Source organism: Pandoraea terrae (genome assembly GCF_902459695.1).
GTDB classification, from domain to species: domain Bacteria; phylum Pseudomonadota; class Gammaproteobacteria; order Burkholderiales; family Burkholderiaceae; genus Pandoraea; species Pandoraea terrae.
Map to the genome: position 1 here is coordinate 190,901 of NZ_CABPRZ010000009.1, position 20,075 is coordinate 210,975.

The window sequence follows — 20,075 nt, forward strand, 5'->3', positions numbered from 1 at the left end:
CGGTTCCGTTCGTCTTCTTCGCGGTCTCAGATCGTCAGGCCGCCGTCCACGACGATGCATTCGCCGTTCGTATAGCTCGATGCATCCGACACGAGATAGAGCACGGTGCCGGCCATCTCGCGCGGCTCGGCGTGGCGACGCAGCGGGATCTTGGCCATCCAGGCTTCGTGAATCGCCGGATCCTCGAACAGCGCGCCCGCGAATTTGGTTTTTGTGAGGCCCGGCAGCAGCGCGTTCACGCGGATGCCGAACGGCCCGCACTCCTTCGCGAATGCCTTCGTCATGTTGACGACCGCGGCCTTCGTGATCGAATAGATGCCCTGCTTATCGCCGGGCTGCAGCGCGTTCACCGATGCGGTGTTGACGATCGCGCCGCCGCCCTGCGCCTTCATCATCCTGCCCGCCTCGACCGACATGAAGAAGTAGCCGCGGACGTTCACTTCGACGGTCTTTTCGTAAGCTGCGAGATCGGTATCGAGGATGTGGCCGAAGTACGGGTTCGCGGCCGCGTTGTTGACGAGGATGTCGAGACGCCCATGCTTGCCGCGGATCTGCTCGAACGCGGCGGCGATGTCCTCCATCCGGCCGACGTGGCATGCGAGCGCCTCGGCACGGCCGCCGGCCTTGACGATCTCGTCGGCGACCGCCTGACAGTCGTCGAGCTTGCGGCTCGACACGATCACGTATGCGCCCTGCTCCGCGAGCAGTTTTGCGATTTCCTCGCCGATCCCGCGGCTCGCGCCGGTCACGAGCGCGATCTTCCCCGACAGATCGAACAGATTCGTTGCCATGCTTGGCTCCTCCATTTGTGTGTGCGGCACATGCCGCTTCAAGTTCTCAGCGATGCGTGTCGATCACGCGCACGGCCTCTTCGGCCAGCGGCCCCGCCATTGCGCCGACGCGCAGCGCCGCCGCGCTCGACGCGTTGCCCTTCAGCGCGCGAGACTTCACGCCCTGCGCGATCGCCGCGAGCCGGAAGAAGCTGAACGCGAGATAGAAGTGCCAGTCGCGGATCGGTTCGATCCCGCGCAGCTCGCAATAGCGCGCGACAATCTCCGTTTCCTGCGGCACGCCGAGCGCGCCCCGGTCCTGGCCCGCGAGCCCCGGGATGTAGCCGTCCGACGGCAGCCGCAGGCACATGCAGAAATACGCGAGATCGGCGAGCGGATTGCCTAGCGTGGAGAGTTCCCAATCGAGTACGGCCTTCACGCGGTAGCTGTCGCGCTCGAACATCACGTTATCGAGCCGGAAGTCGCCGTGCACGATCGTCGGCCTGCCCGCGTCGGCGGGACACGCGTTCGGCAACCAGGCGATCAGCGCCTCCATCGCGTCGAGGCGCTCCGTTTCCGCCGCGCGGTACTGTTTCGTCCACACGCCGATCTGCCGCTCGAAATAGTTGCCGGGCCGGCCGTAGTCGGTGAGGCCTACTGCGTCAACGTCGACGTCATGCAGCGCGGCCATCGTCTGAAGCACCGCGTCGTAACAGACCGCGCGGTCCGGCCGCGGCAGATCGGGAAACGCGGGATTCCAGAAGATCCGTCCATCCTCGAAGCTCATCACGTAGAACATGCTGCCGATCACGCCGCGGTCCTCGCACAGGTGATACGGTCGCGCGACCGGCACCCGGGTCCCCGACAACGCGGTCAGGATCCGGAATTCGCGATCCACCGCATGCGCGGACTTCAGCAGTTCCCCCGGCGGCTGCCGCCTCAGCACATAGAGGCCGGTGTGCGCCTTCAGCAGAAAGGTGGGATTCGACTGGCCGCCCGCAAATTTCTCCGCGTCGACGGGCCCTTCGAAACCGGGCATATGGTCTTCCAGATAGCGCGCCAGCCTGGCGACATCGAGTTGCTGCGGTGTATTCGTCATTGTCCCGATCGTTCCGTTTCGTGGGTCAACCGTAGGTCCTGAATGCCTGCCGTTCCGGATCGTCCAGGTGCGGGATGCCGTTGAACGAAGCCAGATGGAACGCATCGGCGTTGAAGAAATACTGCGAGATGGCGCTGTTGCGGATCTGCAGGTTCAGCGCGATCGCACTCGAGGCCGGCGCCGCGAGCACCTGCTGCACGGTGGTGGCGATCGGACCGCCCGAGCTCACCGCGAGCACGCGCTGCCCGCCGCCTTGCCGGATCGCGGCGCGAGCGTCGGCGACGCGCTGCTGGAACTGCGCCCACGTCTCGGGGACGGGGCCGCGAAGCCTGTCTTCCGACCACAAATGCAACACCTGCCTGAGTGCCCGAAAGTGATCCCGCATCGATCCGGCGGCGAGCCGCGCGATCTCCGGATAGTTGTCACCGGCGATGGCGATCAGCCCGTCGAAGTCGTATTCGTTCAGGCCCGGGTGTCGATCGTAGCGGACGTCCTCCCGGCCCATCCCGCGCAGGATCGCGTCGACCGTCTGCGCATGCCGGCACTGCGTGCCGCAAATCACGCGATCGAACGCGGTGCCCTGCCGCGCGAAGTATTCGCCGAGCCAGACGCCTTGCTGCTCACCGAGCGTGGAGAGCTGATCGTAATTCTTCGTGCCAAACGACGCCTGTCCGTGCCGCACCAAATAGAGTTCAGCCATCGCATGCTCACCAAATCAGATGTATTCAGCATAGCGGCCGCACACTCATTTTTGAAATTTATTTCTTGAATCCCACGGCATTCATCACGTGAATTGCCGATGCATCCGGCCGCCTCAATTGAATAGCGGCTTGCGCTTCTCGACAAAAGCCGGCAACCGCACCGCGCACGCTGGCGATTACCGGGTTTTCATGCGTCGGATCCAGATGATCGATTCGTGCGCGTGCGCGATGAACCGCTCAAACAGCCGGCGACGCTCGCCGGGAGCCTCGTCAAGGATAGCGTGATCTTCCTCATCTCAAACAGCCTGGCTGGTGTTTCGTCGGTCCTCCCACTAGGCGACGATACGCACCAGGCGACCGCGGATGATCTCTGTCGCTTCGCTCACGATGCGGTCGATGAGTTCCTTGACCGTCGGGACGTCGTGGATCAAGCCAACGACCATACCGCATGACCATGCCCCCGCATCGAGGGCGCCTTCCTTCATGACGCGTGGATATACGCCGGCAACTTCGTCGACGATGTCCTCGAACCTGATGTCGGTGCCGAGCAGGCGTTCCTTCTCCAGCAGACGGTCCACTGCGGCATTGCGCAGCACACGCTCGGTGTTGCGCAGTGGACGCATCACCAAGCGCGTATCCAGTTCGGTGGCGGCGACGATCGCCTGCTTGACGTTCTGATGCACCGGCGCCTCCCGAGTCGCAATGAAGCGGGTGCCCATATTGATGCCATCGGCGCCAAGCGAGAGCGCTGCGGCCAACGACCGGCCGTCAGCCATGCCGCCGGAGGCCACGAATGGAATCTTGAGCGCGCCGGCAGCGCGTGGCAGCAAAATGAAGTTGGGGACGTCGTCCTCTCCCGGGTGGCCGCCGCATTCGAACCCATCGACGCTGACAGCATCGCAACCGATGGATTCGGCCTTTAGCGCATGACGAACCGACGTGCACTTGTGGATCACCTTGACGCCCGCCTCCTTTAGCGCGGCCACGTATCGCTGCGGGTTGTTGCCGGCCGTTTCTACAACTTTGACCCTGCCTTCGACGATGGCGCGGATATAACCGGGATAGTCGGGGGGATTGACAGTCGGCAGGAAGGTCAGGTTCACACCGAACGGCTTGTCGGTCATCTCGCGGCAGCGCCGAATTTCGGCAGCCAGGTCATCCGGGGTTCGCTGGGTGAGGCCCGTGATGATGCCGAGGCCACCTGCGTTGGAAACGGCCGCTGCCAGCTCGGCGAACCCGACGTGATGCATGCCCCCTTGAATGATCGGATATTCGATGCTGAAGAGCTCGGTGATCTTGGTTTTCATGGTGTGTGTCGTTTGCGTTGATTACGCGATCCCCCTGATGCCCGCTCGTCGGTTACGCGCCGTCGATTGGCGGTGTACCAGGACCGGGTATTCGATCAGATCGCAGTTGTCAGTTCTGGCACCGCCTGAAAGAGGTCGGCTTCGAGTCCGTAGTCTGCGACACCGAAGATAGGCGCTTCCGGATCCTTGTTGATCGCGACAATCACCTTCGAATCCTTCATGCCCGCCAGATGCTGGATCGCACCCGAAATGCCGACCGCGATGTACAGTTGCGGCGCTACGATCTTGCCGGTCTGGCCAACCTGATAGTCGTTCGGAACATAGCCCGCATCCACCGCAGCGCGCGATGCGCCCAGCGCGGCTTGCAGCTTGTCCGCCAGCGGCTCCAGCACCTTCGTATAGTTCTCGCCGCTGCCCAGACCCCGGCCGCCCGACACGATAACGTTGGCTGACGTGAGTTCCGGACGGTCCAGCTTCGTCACGTCACGGCTTACGAACTGCGAAACGCCTGCATCCGCTGCGGCGTCGATTTTCTCGACCGATGCGCTGCCGCCTTCCGCTGCCACCGGGTCGAAGCCCGTCGCGCGCACAGTGATCACCTTGATCGGATCGCTCGATTGCACCGTCGCGATCGCGTTGCCCGCGTAGATCGGGCGTTCGAATGTGTCGGCCGAGTGGACCGCCGTGATGTCCGAGATCTGAGCCACGTCCAACTTCGCTGCGAGACGCGGTGCAATGTTCTTGCCGTAAGCGGTCGCCGGAACCAGGATGTGCGAATAATCCTTCGCGATTTTCAGCGCGGTCGCTTCGACGTTTTCCGCGAGGCCATCAGCGAGTTGCGGCGCGTCGGCCACCAGCACCTTCGTGACGCCGGCGATCTTCGCAGCTTCGTCCGCCGCATCCCCCACGTTGTGGCCCGAGACAAGCACATGGATCTCCTTGTCAAGGAACGTGGCAACAACAGCTGCGGCCGCCACCGCATTCAGTGTCGCCGGCTTGATGGACGCGCTGCCCCCCAATCCCCCAAGGGGACTTCCTCCGCGGCGGGGGGCTTCCTTCGCGGCGTCGTCCCCCAAGGGGATTTCCTTCGGGGCATGTTCGGCAATTACAAGAATCGTCATTTCTTTGCGCTCCCTTACAGCACCTTGGCTTCGGTCGTCAGCTTCTCGACCAGCGTCTTCACGTCCGGCACCTTCACGCCGGCCGCGCGCTTCGGCGGCTCCACCACCTTCAGCGTCTTCAGACGCGGCGATACGTCGACACCGAGGTCTTCCGGCTTCACGGTTTCCAGCGGCTTCTTCTTCGCCTTCATGATGTTCGGCAGCGTCACGTAACGCGGCTCGTTCAGGCGCAGGTCGGTCGTGACCACTGCCGGCAGTGTGAGCGACAGCGTTTCCGCCCCGCCGTCGACTTCACGCATGACCGCGGCCTTGCCATCGACAACCAACAATTTCGACGCGAACGTCGCCTGCGGCAGGCCTGCGAGCGCAGCGAGCATCTGGCCGGTCTGGTTGCAGTCGTTATCGATTGCCTGCTTGCCAAGGATCACGAGTCGCGGCTGCTCCTTATCGACAAGCGCCTTCAGCACCTTCGCGACGCCAAGCGGCTCGACGTCGTCGCTCGACTCGACAAGGATTGCGCGATCCGCGCCGATCGCCATTGCCCCACGCAACGTCTCTTGGCAGGCGCTCCCGCCACACGAAACCACGACCACTTCCGTCGCCACGCCCGCCTCTTTCAGCCGCACGGCCTCTTCCACGGCGATTTCGTCGAAGGGGTTGATGCTCATCTTGACGTTCGCAAGATCGACGCCCGATCCGTCCGCCTTGACGCGGACTTTCACATTTGCGTCCACGACGCGCTTTACCGCTACCAACACTTTCATTGCTTCTCCCGATTCAACCCCTTCACTCCGCACGTTCTGACCAAGCCCGATGCCAAGGCCGCGCTTTGGCCTGCATGCCAACCGAATTGCTCATGCAACCGGCCGTTTCATTTATAGTATAAAATACAAATCTTAGGTCATAATGACAAACAAACGGAAGAAAAAAAAGACAGGGTATTCCCCTGTCTCTTCTGGTCGCTGCGGCGACGTTCCGGCGGCTACTTCTTCCTGACGCTCTGCGACTTCCCCTGCACGAGGTAATTGGCGGTCGCCAGGAATCTCGCGTCGAGCCCCTGCGCGCGCCGCCCCGCTCCGAATTGAAGCGCCAATCCGTCGGCCATCGCAATGAGCAGCGTGGCGACGTGCAGGCTGTCGGCCTCACTGCACTCCGGATTGACGGCACGGACGAGCGTTGCGATCCCGTGCGTCAGCGCGTCGTACCAGTCGTCGAGCAGTCGTGAGCACTCGGGATCGATCGACGCGAATGAAACGAAGTGCGCCCACAGCGCCGTGTTTTTGGTATCTTTCGCATCGCGGAGCGCCCGTTCCAGAAGCGCGTCAAGCGTCTCGCGGGGCGAGGCGCTGCTGTCGAGCGCGCGCTTGAGCTCATCCATGTAGCCGTCGATTACGGGCTCCATGACCGCCCGCAATACTGCAAGCCTCGTCGGAAAGTAGTACTGGAGGTTGCTGACGCTGATACCGGCGCGAAGGGCGACTGCGCGCTGCGAGAATTCCAGGGTGCCACCTTCGAGCAGCAGCTTTCTTGCAACGCGAACGATGGCATTGCGTGTGCGCAAGCCTTGGGCACGCAAGCCATCTGTTCCGTTTCCTGCGGGTGCTGCGCTCGGTGTGCGCCGTTTCCTGATACTGCGCTGCTCCATGGGCACTGTCATCGGTTCCGTCGTGATTTGGGCGTTGTTGCCTCGCCAAAGTAATCGCGCTCAGTGTTTCGCTGAGCGCAAATGACTATACCTGATGCCAGCCTCATTTTCCATACGGCGCTATACACCCCTTACATCGGTGCAACCTGCGTACTGACCTTGTTCGAGTTTTGCTCATTGGCCTCTGCGCCCTCCAGGGCACAATAGGCGTAATACAGTTCGACACTCAGGAATGACCATGTAGTTACCGCCAGAATATAGAAAACAATGTGGTCGTCGTCTCCAGGTATTGTGTAGAAATCATAGATGCATGCAATAGCCTGGGACGACAATAGAACCAGGATCACGCCCATGGCGTGAAGGTTCTCTCCGGCGCTCACCAGCCTCTTGGCAAAATAAGCGAGGTAAATCGAGAATGCGCCCCACATCACCACATAGAAGTATGGCCTGGGCTGAATCACGAAGTCGGCTGCCACCAATGCGACCGTTCCCGCAATGGCAGCCCCAAAAAAAACGACATCCATGAGAATCGATGGCTTGTATCGATGCGTAACGGCCATCAGGCCCGCCACGGCGATAACGGGTATGCCGAAACCTCTGGAAAACGCATCCAGAAAGAACGAGATTCTATAAGCGAAGTGCGCACCGCTCAGGAAATAGAATAGAAAATTCGACGCCGAGAACGTAACAATCAGCAACTCAATTCCGAGGAGATAGTTACGTTTCTTGAGAAACTTCAAACCATAAATGAATGAAGTCACCACCAATAAAAGGATGGCGAGGCAGACGCTGTAAAGCTTGATATCCATGGCTACTCCTGGTGATCCTTTCGTGAGTTTCGTGAGGTTTGATCCATCATTTATTTTCCGGGGCAAGGCTGGCGAGGTAGGTCGCGATCGCCTTGCGGTCCTCCGGTGACGCGGCTATGGCAATGTTTTTCATCATGCCGGTGGACTCGCTTCGCGTGCCGACGGCAAACGCGCCGAACTGCGCCAGGAGATAGTCATATCCCTGGCCGGCGAGTCGCGGAAACTGGTCATGGCCCATCAGTCGGGCACCGTGACACGCGGCGCATGCCCCTTTCTCCACCAGTTGCCTGCCCTTTTCCCTCAAGCCGGGATCGGGTTCGAAGGACCGGTTTTCGCCGACGGGCTGCTTGGCGAAGTGATCCGCCAGGAGCTTGATCTCGGACTCGCTCATGGTCATGGCCAACGGCCCCATGTTCGGATTGGCTCGCTGCCCGCCGGCGAACTTGTGAAGCTGATCCGCCAAGTACGGAGCCGGCTGGCCCGCCAGGCTCGGGTAGGCTTGATTTTGCGAGTTGCCGTTGACCCCATGGCAGCCGATGCAGGTATCGGTCGGGTGTGGCCACGGGCCTTTGTCGGACCGGTAAGCTTCGGCCGACGCTCCGATGTAACGCTGAAGCCGGTAGAGATCGAGGAGTTCGGGGCCGAAAATAATCGCCACCAGGGCGACAATGATTGCGGAAGCGCCAAGCAATATCCGTTTTTTCATCGCCGGCTCCTAAACCCGCCGCAGGGCATTAAGCGCCTTGAGGGCCGCATGGTGGCCCGAGCGCACGGCACCATCCATGTAGCCTGCCCAGATGTCGGACGTCTCCGTACCCGACCAAATCAGGCTGCCGCAGGGCGGATGCAACGCTTCGCCGTGGGTGCTCCAGAAGCCTGGCGGGATCGCGGACACGCATGTGAGCGTCCAGGGATCTGCCCGCCCCCAGTCACGATCGTGGTAGGACACCGGGGTCAACGCTTCGCGGCCCCAAGCTCGGGCATAGATCTCCGTCAGTTGGCGCTGCGCCGCCTTGAGATCCGAGGGAACCATTGCGTTCGCGATGAAGGCGTTGATGACGCCGATTTCACCACCCGGCGGGGAGTTGTCGTAGGCCCAGTAAATGGGGCCGTTAACTTGAAAGATGTGTCCGTTCAGCCCCTTGTCACGCCAGAACGGACGGGAATAGACCATGGCTGTCTTCCGTGCCGGTGAATGGGCAGGCCAGGCGCGTTGCAGCGCGGCACGCTTCTGCGGCAGGGGTGGATCGAATTGCACCCGATTGCACAAGGCCGGATGGATGGCCATGACGACCCGACGCGCGCGCACCTCTCCCCGGTCCGTGTGCAGCGTGACAATCTCGCGATCCCAATTGGAAATCTTGCGGACCGGGCACGACAGGTGCACCTTCTCACCCAATTTCTGCGCCAGCTTGATGCTGAGGACTTGCGCGCCTCCCACGAATCGGGTTTCCTGCGCACTGTGCTTGATCGCGTCGAGCTGCGAGTAATCGCAGTTGGCGGAATTGATCATGGACAGGAAATGCAGGAGCCCCATTTTTGCAGGCATGGTGCCACCGGAAAGTGCGGTGCTGACATCCCACCCCATGCGGTCCTCGTCCTTGATGCTTTGCTTTGCCAGCCAATCACCGACCGAGAGTTTGTCGAGCTCGCCGACCTTGGGCGATTTCCATGGCGCGCCCGACGGCACATCGCGCGAGAGCTTGCTGAGCTTCGCAGTGATGGTCTCGTCGGTGCCCAACGTACCCTTCAAGTCGATCTCCGTCCGGCCGTCACCGCCGAGAATGACCGTTTTTCCCGTGTAGTAGCTTGGAAACGTGTCCACTTCCAGTTCGCGGGCGAGATCCGCCACGGCCGTCTGGCCAGGTCCAATCCACTGGCCGCCGGCGTCAGAGATCTGTCCCCCGCCCAAGTCGTGGTTGAGGGTTCGCCCCCCCACACGGTCTCGTGCTTCCAGGACTACGAAGGACTCGCAGCCGGCGTGACGCAGGTCCCGCGCGGCCGTCAAGCCGGACAGCCCCGCGCCAATGATGGCGACGTCGAGAACATCTCCCGACAGGCCGGCATTTGCCTGCCCGGCGCTCAGGCCGATACTTCCCACGGCCGCTGAGGCGCCGGCAAGTTTGAGCAATTGCCTTCGCTGCATGTTGATTGAAGTGTCAGAGGACGAGATCTTGTCCATGTTGCATCGCGTAACTGTTTTGAAGCGTGGTGGTTCACCACGCCCCCGTTTCAAATACCGTGTTTGCAAGGGCTTCGCATCGGCTTGGGCAGCGAGCCTGCCGCGAGCGTCTGCGCGCGGCGCTTATTCCCGCGTCCATCCGTTCTGATAGAGCCGTCCCGCCAGCACGCCCAGGCGTGACGTGAGGATGTAGTTCTCACCGTCTTCGATCAGCGCGGAGCGGACATCCCGAAACAGCTTTTCGATCGGGAATTCGCGGGTCGTGGCATTGCCGCCGAGGAGCTGGAACGCCTCGTGCGTGATCTTCATCGCTTCTTCGGTCACGCTGACCTTGGCCTGCGCGGTCGCGTACGGGTGGCTCTGCGGCGACATGCGTGAGTAGGCCAGGCTGCGGCGGGCGATGGCACGCGCCATTTCCAGCCGGCGCAGCATGTCGCCCAGACGCAGATGCGTCATCTGGTGTTCGATGAGAAGCGCTCCGCCCTGCTTGCGCTCGTGGCAATAGGCAAGCGCGAGCTCGAACGCGGCGCGGGCCGCGCCGACGAAAACCTGGCACATGTGCGTGCCGCCGTACGACCAGGTTGAGGCCAGATTGCCGAGATATTCGTCCTTCAGCGCAACGGCGAAGCGCTTCGGCACCTTGACGTTGTCGAAATAGATCTCGCCCTGGGGCAGCGCGCGCTGGCCGATCTTGTCGAGCGGCTTGCCGCGCGAGATGCCCGGCAGATCGAGCGGAATGATCATGCCCACACCGTTGGTGAACGAGCCCTGTTCGCCAGTACCGTAGAATCCGTCGCCGTAGTCCGCCGCCATGTAGGCGAGCGCGACCTGCGCCACCGAGCCGTTCGAGACCCACGCCGAACTCTGGCCGTTGATGACGATTTCGTCGGCGCCGACCTTCGCTGTGACGTTGCCCGTCGGCTGCTTGCCCACCGCGCTGAGTTCCTGCCGATACAGGATCGCAGCATCGGAACCGCGGTCAGGCTGCGTGTTCATCCAGCATCCGATCTTGCCGGTGCACATTTCAATCAGCTCCGGATTGCCGAGCGACTGAGCCATCAGCAACGGCACAGTCGCCGCACCCAGCGAAACGGCCAGGCCCGAATCGCCCCAGCCGAGTTCTTCGCCGATGAGCGATTCGATGCGCACGGCGACCTCCGGGGGAAACTGCGCGATCAGTTGCGGATCGAGCCCCAGCTTCGCGCTCTCGACCATCGCGGCCCAGTAAGGGGATCCGGGGGCGATCACCTCCTCCGGCGTCATACGATCGAGTTCCCGTCCGATCGGCCGCAGCACGTCGCGCGCGAAGCGGTGGACGGTATTCTGGATCGCGCTTTCCTCTTCGCTCAACGGCGTCTCGAAACCGGTCATTTCGACCGAGGGCAACGCTGCAGTCTTGTACAGACGAATCATTTCGGTTCTCCTCCTGGGGAAGCATGCCAACCGGATTGCCGATGCATCCAGCGATCTCGTATTTAGAAAACGTTACCAATTATAGGTCATGATACAAAACATAAGGAAAAAGAAAAGACGGGGTATTCCCTGTCCTCCTGGCACTGCGGCGACGGACCAAAGGCTACGTGCCCCCGACGTCCAGCAACTTTCCCCACACGAGGTATTTGGCGGTTGCCCGGAATCTGGCGTCGAACCCCTGCATGTACGTGCGCTTGTGCCGCCCCGCGCCGAGTTGAAGCGCCAGGCCCCCGTCGACCAAAGCGATGAGCAGCGTGGCGACGTGCAGGCTGTCGGCCTCGTGGCATTCCGGATTGGCGGCGCGGACGAGCTGTGCGAGCTCGCGCGTCAGCGTGTCGTACCACTCGTCGAGCAGGCGGGAGCACCCGGGATCGGTCGACGCGAACGAAACGAAGTGCGCCCACAGCGCCGCGCTTTCGGCATCGTTCGCGTCGCGCAACCCCCGCTCCATGAGCGCGTCAAGCGTCTCGCGGGGGGAGACACTGTTGTCGAGCGCGCGCCTCAGATCGCCCAGATATGCGTCGATGACGGGCTCAATGACCGCCCGCAGTACGGCCAGCCTTGTCGGAAAGTAGTACTGGAGGTTGCTGATGCTGATCCCGGCGCCAAGCGCGACTGCGCGCTGCGAGAACTCCAGGGGGCCGCCTTCGAGCAGCAGCTTTCTCGCAACGCGAACGATGGCATGGCGGGTGCGCAGGCCTTGGGCCCGCACGCCGTCATGCCCGGTTCCTGCGGGCGCTGCGCTCGATGTGCGCCGTTTCCGGCGGCTGCGCTGCTCAATGGGCACTGTCATCGGGCGGCAGCGCGTACCTTGCGATTGACTCGGCCGTCGAGCATGTTCGTCATGCCCAGTGCAGAATTGACGGCACACCATCGCAGCGGTTCGGGCAGCATCGACGGCGTCTTGTGGCGCAACGCCGAAAGTAGCGGATGCTCGGTGCCTCGAATCCGTTCGGCAAGCAGGTGCCCCATCAGCGACTGGGTGCCGACGCCATGCCCGGAACACCCGGCGGTATAGAAGACGTTCCGCTGGGCGCCGGTTTCGCCCACCACCGGCAGCGCATCGAAGGCAAGGCTGACGTAGCCGCTCCAGCATGATCGGATGGCGAGGTCCCTCAAGGTGGGGAAGCGGTCGTGCAACGCCACTTCCAGCTCGCGATAGGCGGCATTGTCCGGCACATTCGGGGTCTGCGAGCCATATACATAGTGGAGCCGCTTCGTCGTCAGCACAAGCGTGTTGCGCGCCGTCAAGCGATGGCTCTCCATGGTCCAATGCGCGGTCACAATGCCTTCGCGTCGCGGCCAGCCCAAAGCCGCCAGCTGCGCCTCGGACAGAGGCTCGGTCTCGATCGCCGAGACCCGCAGCGGCACCACCTTGCCCCCGAGCAGGCCGAGTTGCGGCGTATAGGCGTTGGTGGCGAGCACGAGGAACGGAGCGCTCGCGCTGCCCCGTGCGGTTTGCACCTTGACGATCTCGCCTTCGGCATAGGACAGCAGCGCCGTGTTCTCGTAGACTCGCACGCCCGCCTGGAGCGCCGCGCGCCGCAGTCCCATCACGTACTTGCCAGGATCCAGCGTGCCGCCGCGCTGCGCGTAGGCACCAAACAGAAATGCCGGCGGGATGCCGCGCGCGCGCATCTCGGCCTGGTCCAGGAACTGGGCGGGGGAGCCGAGTTCGATGCCGGTCTTCATGCCCTCGCGCAGTTTCCCCTCCTGGGAGGGATGCACGCCCGCGCGGATTATCCCTGAGGCGTTGTAGTCGCAGTCGATCCCGTATTCGCCAAACTTCCTTTCGACGTAGGCGACGCCCTCATCGTAGAAACCGACGATCTTCTTCGCCTGCTCGCGGCCCACGCGCTTGAGGAAAAGGTCGAATTCGAGCCCCAAAGCGCCGGCGAGATAGCCCGCATTGCGCCCGCTCGCGCCAAAGCCGGCAAACTCGCGCTCGAGGACGATCACTTTCGCCCCGTGCGCGGCAAGCTCCAGCGCCGTAGACAGCCCGGCGAAGCCGGCGCCGACGATGATGACGTCCGCGCAGACCTCGGCCTCAAGCTGCGGTTGCGGGTTATCCGGCTTTTCTACCCACCCGCCGAGCGGGCGATACGTGTCAAGCGTCACACTCATTTGGTTTTCCTCCCCGCAATGCGTGAAAGCCATGGCCGTGCAAGCCTTCGCCGGCACGGCTGATCCTGCAGCAGTGATATTGCTGCCTCGATCAATGCTTGCTCAGAATATGAATGGCAAGCGCCGCCTCTTCGACGCCCTGCAGTCCCCCGCCGTTTTCCTGAATCGCGTGACGCGCGCCCGGCACCTGTCGCGCGCCAGCCTCCCCGCGCAGCTGCGTGACCAGTTCATAAAGCTGACCGATGCCCGTTGCACCGAGCGGATGGCCTTTGGATTCGAGGCCGCCGGACGTATTGATCGGGATGCGCCCACCCAGTGTGAATTCGCCGCGCTCGGCAGCCGGCCCGCCGTGGCCCAACGGCACCAGACCGAGGTTCTCGGCCTGGATGATTTCCCCCATCGCCGACGCATCGTGCACCTCGGCAACATCCATGTCCTGGGGGCCCAGGCCGGCCTGCTCGTATGCCTGCAGCGCGGCGAGGCGGCCGATGTTCTTTTCCGGCTCGTCGATACGCCGGTGGGTGAAGCTGCGGATCACGCTGGCCGCGATCGTGATGCAACGGCTGCGGTCGGCACCGATGCGCCGCAGGCCCTCTTCGGAACAGAGGATCGCCGCGGCCGCACCGTCCGATAGCGGCGCGCACATCGGAAGCGTGATCGGATAGGTGATCGGCGGCGCGGCAAGCACCTCGTCAATGGTGAAAGGCTGGCGGAACTGCGAATGCGGGTTGTGCACCGAATGCAGATGGTTCTTGGACGACACGGCGGCGATCTGGCGCTGCGTCGTGCCGTAGGTCTTCATGTGATGCCTGCACATTGCCGCATAGATCTTCATGAAGCGGCTGTAGGGACGGTCGGATTCCGATCCGGGCGGCGGCTCGATGCCTTCGCCCAGGTTTGCCAGCGTCGCGAAGTTCTCGTCCACGCGGGACACGTCCCACCCCGCATCGAACAGCGCGAACGACCTCGCCTTGTCGGCGACGTTCATCTTTTCCGCGCCCAGCGCCAGCGCAACGTCGCAGGCGCCCGCCATGAGACGCTGTACCGCCAAATGAACCGCGGTGCTGCCGGAGGCGCAGGCATTCTCGACGTTGAACACCGGAATGCCTTCAATCCCGATCTTGCTGAACACGACCTGCCCCGGGATCGACAACTGGCCCTGCAGCGCGCCATTGGTGATGCCGGAGTAGAACGCCGCGCCGATGGCGTCGGCGCGGCAGCCTGCGTCCTGCAACGCGCCGTGCAGCGCCTCGCCTGCGAGATCCTCAACGCTACGCTCGATGTGCCGACCGAACACGGTCATGGCGATACCAGCGATGTAAATTTTGCTCATGGTGTGTCGTTGGTGTAAGGTCGGCTCAGATCTTGCGTTCCAGGCCCTGCCAGTACTGCTCGCGCAGGTCTTTCTTCAACACCTTGCCGACGGTGCTTCGCGGCAGCGCGGGGACGAAGTCCACGCTCTTCGGCGCCTTGACCGAGCCAAGCTTCTCCTTGCACAGCGCGACGAGTTCCTCCGCGTTCACGCTCTGGCCTGCGTTGAGCTCGACGACCGCCTTCACGGCTTCGCCCCACTTCTCGTCGGGCACGCCGATCACCGCGCAGTCCTGCACCGCCGGGTGCGCCCAGATGACCTGCTCGATCTCGCTCGGATAGACGTTGAACCCGCCGCTGATGATCATGTCCTTCTTGCGGTCGGTGATGTGCAGGTAGCCTTCGGCGTCGAGATGGCCGATGTCGCCGGTGTGCAGCCAGCCGTCGATGATCGTCTCGGCGGTCTTGTCCGGCGCCTTGTAGTAACCCTTCATCACGAGGTCGCCGCGCACGCAGATCTCGCCGGTCTGGCCTTGCGGCAGCACTTCGCCGCGCTCGTTCATGATGTCGACGCGGACGAGCGGATTGGGGCGGCCGACCGACGACAGCCGTTCGTCGGAAGCCAGCTTGCCGTCGACGAAATGCTCGGCCGGCGTCATGTTGGAAATCGATGCCGGCGCTTCGGTCTGCCCGTAGCCGCCCGCCATCACGGGACCGAACACGTCGATCGCGCGCTTGAGCTTTTCCACCGACATCGGCGCGGCGCCATAGAGGAAATACTTGAGTGACGAAAAATCCAGCGCCGCGATGCCGGGGATGTCGAGCAGGCGATAGATGACAGTCGGCGGCAGGAAGAACTCGGTGACCCGGTGCATCGCGATCGCGCGCAGCAGGAGCGCCGGATCGGGCTTCGGCAGCACGACCACCGTGCCGCCACGCGCCGTGCACGGCAGCGAAAGCATCCCGGCAGTGTGCGTCATGGGCGCCGCGGCGAGATTCACCGGGCGCTCCACGCCGTAGGGGAATGCTGTCATGAACTGCGCGAAGTAGGTCTGAAACGAACGGTGCGTGTTCATCACGCCCTTCGGCGCACCGGTCGTCCCGCCCGTTGCCGATAGCGTCACGACGTCATCCATGTCGTAATCGACGAGCGGCATGGTCGTCGGCTGGCCCGCGCTCCACGTCGCCAGCGACGGCGCCCACGCCAGGTCGGCATCGATGCACACCCAGAGCTTGACCTTCGGCAAGCTGGCGCGCACTGCTTCGATGGCCGGCGCGAACGCCTGCTGGAAGAACAGCGCCTCGCAGTCGAACAGATCGAGAATGAACTGGTTCTCGGCAGGCGTGCTGCGCCCGTTGACGGGGATATACGCGAGAGCGGCACGCCAGAGTCCGAGCGCGCAGCCCCAGGCCGTGACATCGTTGTCCGCCCAGACGGCCGCTTTCGTCTCCTTCGCCAATCCGGCGGCGATCAACCCGTTGGCGACGCGGCAGGACAGCTCGCCGATCTCCTGGAACGAATAGCTGCGCTCGTCCTGGATATACGCGATGCCGTGTGGCGCGATCCGCCACCCGCGATCGAAGAAATCAATGATTGCCATGTCTTGTAGTCCTTTGGTTCGGCACCGGATCGACGACGGGCGTCACAGTTGCGTCACCGTCGCGCGCGCGAGCCCGCGCTGCTCCAGGAACCCGAGCAGGTAGCGATGCCCGAACGCCTTCGAGCCGGACGCGAAGCCGACCTTGGCGGTCTCCCCATCGAGCAGCTTGATGACGCCGGCGGCATGAATGGCGCCGGTCGAGATGTACGGTGTGATCCCGTGTACGGTCGCGCGCACCGATGCGAGCTGACCGCGCCCGATCGCGAAATCGACGCTGCGCTGGATCGTCGTGCGTTCGCGCGGCGGCATCGACGGTGTGGTCGAATCGACGACCTGCTTCAGGATCGCGTCCTGCTGCTCGCGCGGCAGGTGCTTGTATTCGGCCTCCCATTTCTGCCCGAACTGATGCACCATCTTCATCACGTTGTTGTCGTAGAAGCCTACGCACGAGATGCAGCTGCGCACACGCGGATCGCGCTCGAAGTAGACGGGCAGCGACGTGCCGCCCCACGGCAGGCAGAACACCGGTTGCATGAACTCGGGCGCGGCAACGGTGAACGACGCATCCGGGGCGTGAGGGGTGAGTTTCTTCTCCCACAGGTAGTGGGACTCGTGGCGAGAGCCGTCGAAGATGGTGGCCGTCGAGCCCACGCTCACGCCCGCCGCACCGCGTGGGCCGCGCGTCAGCGTGGCGGTCTCCAGCGCATCGACGCCGGGCGTCTCGAGCGCCAGCTCGGCGGCGATTTCAGCGAACGTGTACATGTACGCATTCGACGAGGACGCCAGCAGGCCGGCCTGCCGATACAGTTCGCCGAACTGGTCTCGCACGTCGCGGATGTACGATTGCTCGCCGGTCGTGTCGAGATGGTGACACCCCGCCTTCAGCGCGGCTTCGACGCCGACGAGCCCGAAATTGGAGAACGGCCCGACGGTGTTGCACACCACCTTCGCGCCGCGGAACGCGTTGACGAGCGAATCGACGTTATGTTCCGCTTCGATGATCTCGTATTCCGCCGATTCGAGGCGCACGACACGCTGCGCCATCATTTCCTTCGTCCGGCCCGCATTGCGCGCCACGGCCGTGAAAGGGATGTTCTGGTCGATCAGCCAGTCCATGATCAACATGCCGGTGTAGCCGCTTGCGCCGTAGACGACGACGGGGTGCTTTGCCATGGTTGTCTCCTGAAACGTGGTTTCTTGAAAGTTGGGTCGATAAAACTGAAGGATGGCAACCAAGTCGCGAACGCTTCCGGCCGCCATTTGTAGAACACACTACCAATGTTAGGTAATAATGACAAACATACTGGACAAAAAAAAGACCGGGTATTCCCTGCCCTGTTCGGCACCGCAACGCGAATATGTCCCGCTGGAACTATCGGGTGCCGATGTCGTCGTGTCCGGGTGAGGCTCTGGCCAGGTAGTGGGCCACCGCCCGGATATCGTCGCTCGACAAAGTGGCGGCAACCCCGTTCATTGCGCCGGTCGGGTCATGGCGTTCTCCCGTCTTGAAGGCGGAGAGTTGGTTCGCGAGATAGGCCTCTCCCTGGCCCGCGAGCCGAGGCGCTTGATCTTTGCCCACCAGTCCTGCGCCGTGGCAGGCCTGGCAACTCCTGGCCTGGATCACAGCCATCCCCCGCTCTTCGAGCGCCGCCTCGGCCGGAACGTCCTCGTTTCTCGCCGGCGCCTGCCGTGCGAAATAGACGGCCATCCGCTGGATCTGCTCTTCGTTGAGTGCCCTGGCGAGAGGTCCCATGTTCGCGTTGTGGCGCTGCTCGCCGGCGAACGCGCGCAGTTGAGCGGCAATGTACGCCTCCGGCTGGCCGGCCAGCGCCGGGTACCACGCGTTGCGGGACCGGCCGCCCGGGCCGTGGCAAACGAAACAGGTCTCCAGCGCCTGCGGCCAGGGACCGGCGTCGGCCTTGTTCGTTTCGCCGATGTGATTCATTGCTTTCTCGAAACGCATACCGTCGAGGTAATCGCGTCCAAAGAGCGCGCCCGCGCCTATCACTCCCGCGGCGGCCACGACAGCGCCGATGATCATTGCCCGCATCATTCAGGCCTCCCGACTGCGATGTGCCATGGCGCCTAGCGCCTGCAAGGCCGCCCGGTGACCGGAGCGCACGGCGCCGTCCATCGCGCCGGGCCATAAATCGGCGGTCTCGGTCCCGGACCAGATCAATCGGCCCACCTGGGGACGGAGAAACTCGCCCCATTTCGTCCAGAAGCCGGGCGGTATCGGATGGATACAGGTCAACGACCACGGATCGACCCTGCCCCAGTCGAGATCGTGGAACTGCTTCGGATGCAGCGCCTTGTCTCCCAAAGCCTGCGCATAGATGGCCGACAGCGTCCGCTCGGCGGCCTTGGGCTCGCCGGGCAGGGATCCCGGCGAGACGAATGCGCTGAGTACGCCGACCGAACCGTCCGGAGGCGAGTTGTCATAGGCCATGAAGACAGGGCCGTCGACCTGGAAGATCTGCCCGTTGTATCCGTCATCTCGCCAGAAAGGCCGTTCATAGACGTGCACCGTCTTGCGCATCGGTGCATTTGCCGGCCAAAGTCGCTGCAACTGGGATCGCCCGGCCGGCAACGGGGGATCGAAGACGATCTGGTTGCACAGGGCCGGGTTCAGCGCAGCAATCACCTGGCGCGCACGCACGACGCCCTGATCCGTGTGCAATTCGACGATGTCGCGATCCCAGCCGGAGATCTTGCGCACCGGGCAGGACAGCCTGACCTTGTCGCCAAGATCACGCGCCATCTTGATGCTGAGAACCTGTGAGCCGCCGACGAAGCGCGTTTCCTGGGCGCCTCCCTTGGTCGACTCCAGCCGCTCGTAACTGCAGTCGGCGGTGTTGATCATCGACAGGTAGTGCAAGAGGCCAAGCTGCGCCGGCGCCCCGCCGAGCGACAGCTTCGCGGCCAGTGCAAGGAAGTATCCGTCCTCATATTTCACGCCTTGCTGCAGCAACCAGTCGCCATACGTGAGCCTGTCGAGTTCCGCCGCGTGCTGTGCTTCCCAGGGTGCAGCAGAAGGCACGCCACGCGCCAACGCGCTGAGCTTGGCGGCGATCGCTTCATCGCCGCCGAGGCCTCCTTGAAGGTCCTGGGCGACCCGAGCGTCGCCTGCCAGGACGACGGTCTTGCCGGCGTAGTGGGTCGGGAAGGTGTCAACCTCCAGCTCGCGAGCCAGATCGAAGATGGCCGTCTGCCCCGGCCCGATCCACTGGCCGCCGCCTTCGGAGATGACGCCGCGCCCGAGATCGTGGTTGTACGTGCGTCCGCCCACGCGGTTGCGCGCCTCCAGGACGACGAACGATTCACACCCGGCGCGCTTCAAGTCGCGTGCGGCTGTGAGTCCCGCCAGGCCGGCGCCGATGATCGCGACGTCCAGCACGTCGCGATCCGCGGATTTCGCTGCGCCGCCCGCTGCCAGCGACACCTCGCCTGCCGCGAGCGACACAGCGCCCACCGCCGCAAGGCGCAGGAGCTGGCGACGGGTTTGTGGATCGGGCTTGCGTTTCGAGGTCATCTGCCGGGTCATCTTCAGTGCCGCATCGACTTCCATTGCGCCACTCCTTGCTTGATATTTATGTGGATTACTATGGACATACGAAGTAAACAGAAATGCGGGCTCACGGTCCCGCAAGCACACCATCATTCGAAAACAGAATCGGCTTTCCGCCTGCATCAATCACGGTCGCAGTCAGTGCAGCCCGATCCGGACGCTGCGAGACCTCGAGCGGCGCGCCGCCGGCGCGCTGCGTCAAGACCAGTCCGTCGAGCCCGACCGCGACCAGTCCTTTCCCGGTCGCAACGAGCTCGGTGATCGAGTTCTTCGTTTCCGCCTTCAGTGGCGACCACGTCGTCCCCCCATCGCTGCTTTGAAACAGGCTGCCGAGCAGGCCCCCCACAACGATCCGGCCGTCGGG

The 20,075-nt window shown here is 63.2% G+C and carries 18 protein-coding genes and 1 pseudogene; all 19 read right to left on the reverse strand.

Translation table 11 applies throughout. The annotated features are described in order from the left end of the window. Nucleotides 1-26: 26 nt before the first annotated feature. Complete coding sequence (locus PTE30175_RS13045; protein ID WP_150697473.1) at nucleotides 27-791, reverse strand: SDR family oxidoreductase; 765 nt, start codon at nucleotides 789-791, stop codon at nucleotides 27-29. Between the two features lie 46 nt (nucleotides 792-837). Then, the gene (locus PTE30175_RS13050; protein WP_150697474.1) at nucleotides 838-1,869 is read right to left on the reverse strand and encodes a phosphotransferase; all 1,032 of its coding nucleotides are present in this window, start codon (nucleotides 1,867-1,869) and stop codon (nucleotides 838-840) included. Between the two features lie 25 nt (nucleotides 1,870-1,894). Next, nucleotides 1,895-2,569, reverse strand: a complete 675-nt coding sequence (locus tag PTE30175_RS13055) for a histidine phosphatase family protein (protein WP_150697475.1) — start codon at nucleotides 2,567-2,569, stop codon at nucleotides 1,895-1,897. Nucleotides 2,570-2,902: 333 nt separating this feature from the next. Continuing rightward, nucleotides 2,903-3,877 carry an NAD(P)H-dependent flavin oxidoreductase gene (locus tag PTE30175_RS13060; RefSeq protein WP_150697476.1) on the reverse strand — a complete coding sequence of 325 codons (975 nt, stop codon included), beginning with the start codon at nucleotides 3,875-3,877 and terminating at the stop codon, nucleotides 2,903-2,905. Nucleotides 3,878-3,972: 95 nt separating this feature from the next. Next, nucleotides 3,973-4,998 (reverse strand): electron transfer flavoprotein subunit alpha/FixB family protein, encoded by a 1,026-nt coding sequence (locus PTE30175_RS13065; RefSeq protein ID WP_224788747.1) that lies wholly within the window; start codon nucleotides 4,996-4,998, stop codon nucleotides 3,973-3,975. A 14-nt stretch (nucleotides 4,999-5,012) separates the two neighbouring features. Next, entirely contained in the window at nucleotides 5,013-5,762 is a 750-nt protein-coding gene (locus PTE30175_RS13070) for an electron transfer flavoprotein subunit beta/FixA family protein (RefSeq protein ID WP_150697477.1), read from the reverse strand. A gap of 218 nt (nucleotides 5,763-5,980) precedes the next feature. Next, entirely contained in the window at nucleotides 5,981-6,655 is a 675-nt protein-coding gene (locus PTE30175_RS13075; RefSeq protein WP_150697478.1) for a TetR/AcrR family transcriptional regulator, read from the reverse strand. Between the two features lie 119 nt (nucleotides 6,656-6,774). After that, nucleotides 6,775-7,452 carry a hypothetical protein gene (locus PTE30175_RS13080; protein WP_150697479.1) on the reverse strand — a complete coding sequence of 226 codons (678 nt, stop codon included), beginning with the start codon at nucleotides 7,450-7,452 and terminating at the stop codon, nucleotides 6,775-6,777. Nucleotides 7,453-7,498: 46 nt separating this feature from the next. Continuing rightward, nucleotides 7,499-8,158: a c-type cytochrome gene (locus tag PTE30175_RS13085; protein WP_150697480.1), complete on the reverse strand. Its 660-nt coding sequence runs from the start codon at nucleotides 8,156-8,158 to the stop codon at nucleotides 7,499-7,501. A 9-nt stretch (nucleotides 8,159-8,167) separates the two neighbouring features. Then, on the reverse strand, nucleotides 8,168-9,634 hold the full coding sequence (locus PTE30175_RS13090; RefSeq protein WP_150697481.1) for a flavin monoamine oxidase family protein: 1,467 nt from the start codon (nucleotides 9,632-9,634) through the stop codon (nucleotides 8,168-8,170). A 123-nt stretch (nucleotides 9,635-9,757) separates the two neighbouring features. Beyond that, the gene (locus PTE30175_RS13095) at nucleotides 9,758-11,047 is read right to left on the reverse strand and encodes an acyl-CoA dehydrogenase family protein (RefSeq protein ID WP_150697482.1); all 1,290 of its coding nucleotides are present in this window, start codon (nucleotides 11,045-11,047) and stop codon (nucleotides 9,758-9,760) included. 163 nt (nucleotides 11,048-11,210) lie between these two features. After that, a complete protein-coding gene (locus PTE30175_RS13100; RefSeq protein WP_150697483.1) occupies nucleotides 11,211-11,900 on the reverse strand; it encodes a TetR/AcrR family transcriptional regulator in 690 nt (229 codons plus the stop codon). Then, on the reverse strand, nucleotides 11,897-13,264 hold the full coding sequence (locus PTE30175_RS13105; protein WP_150697484.1) for an NAD(P)/FAD-dependent oxidoreductase: 1,368 nt from the start codon (nucleotides 13,262-13,264) through the stop codon (nucleotides 11,897-11,899). The genes PTE30175_RS13100 and PTE30175_RS13105 overlap by 4 nt, the downstream gene beginning before the upstream one ends. Before the next feature lie 58 nt (nucleotides 13,265-13,322). Further along, nucleotides 13,323-14,564 carry a thiolase family protein gene (locus PTE30175_RS13110; protein ID WP_150697485.1) on the reverse strand — a complete coding sequence of 414 codons (1,242 nt, stop codon included), beginning with the start codon at nucleotides 14,562-14,564 and terminating at the stop codon, nucleotides 13,323-13,325. A 25-nt stretch (nucleotides 14,565-14,589) separates the two neighbouring features. After that, nucleotides 14,590-16,143 carry a class I adenylate-forming enzyme family protein gene (locus PTE30175_RS13115; RefSeq protein WP_150697486.1) on the reverse strand — a complete coding sequence of 518 codons (1,554 nt, stop codon included), beginning with the start codon at nucleotides 16,141-16,143 and terminating at the stop codon, nucleotides 14,590-14,592. A gap of 42 nt (nucleotides 16,144-16,185) precedes the next feature. Further along, nucleotides 16,186-17,316 (reverse strand): saccharopine dehydrogenase family protein, encoded by a 1,131-nt coding sequence (locus PTE30175_RS13120; RefSeq protein ID WP_150697487.1) that lies wholly within the window; start codon nucleotides 17,314-17,316, stop codon nucleotides 16,186-16,188. Nucleotides 17,317-17,515: 199 nt separating this feature from the next. Continuing rightward, nucleotides 17,516-18,196, reverse strand: a complete 681-nt coding sequence (locus PTE30175_RS13125) for a c-type cytochrome (RefSeq protein ID WP_150697488.1) — start codon at nucleotides 18,194-18,196, stop codon at nucleotides 17,516-17,518. Beyond that, entirely contained in the window at nucleotides 18,197-19,675 is a 1,479-nt protein-coding gene (locus tag PTE30175_RS13130; protein ID WP_150697509.1) for a flavin monoamine oxidase family protein, read from the reverse strand. A gap of 103 nt (nucleotides 19,676-19,778) precedes the next feature. After that, nucleotides 19,779-20,075: pseudogene (locus tag PTE30175_RS13135) on the reverse strand (glycosyl hydrolase); the annotation flags it as partial.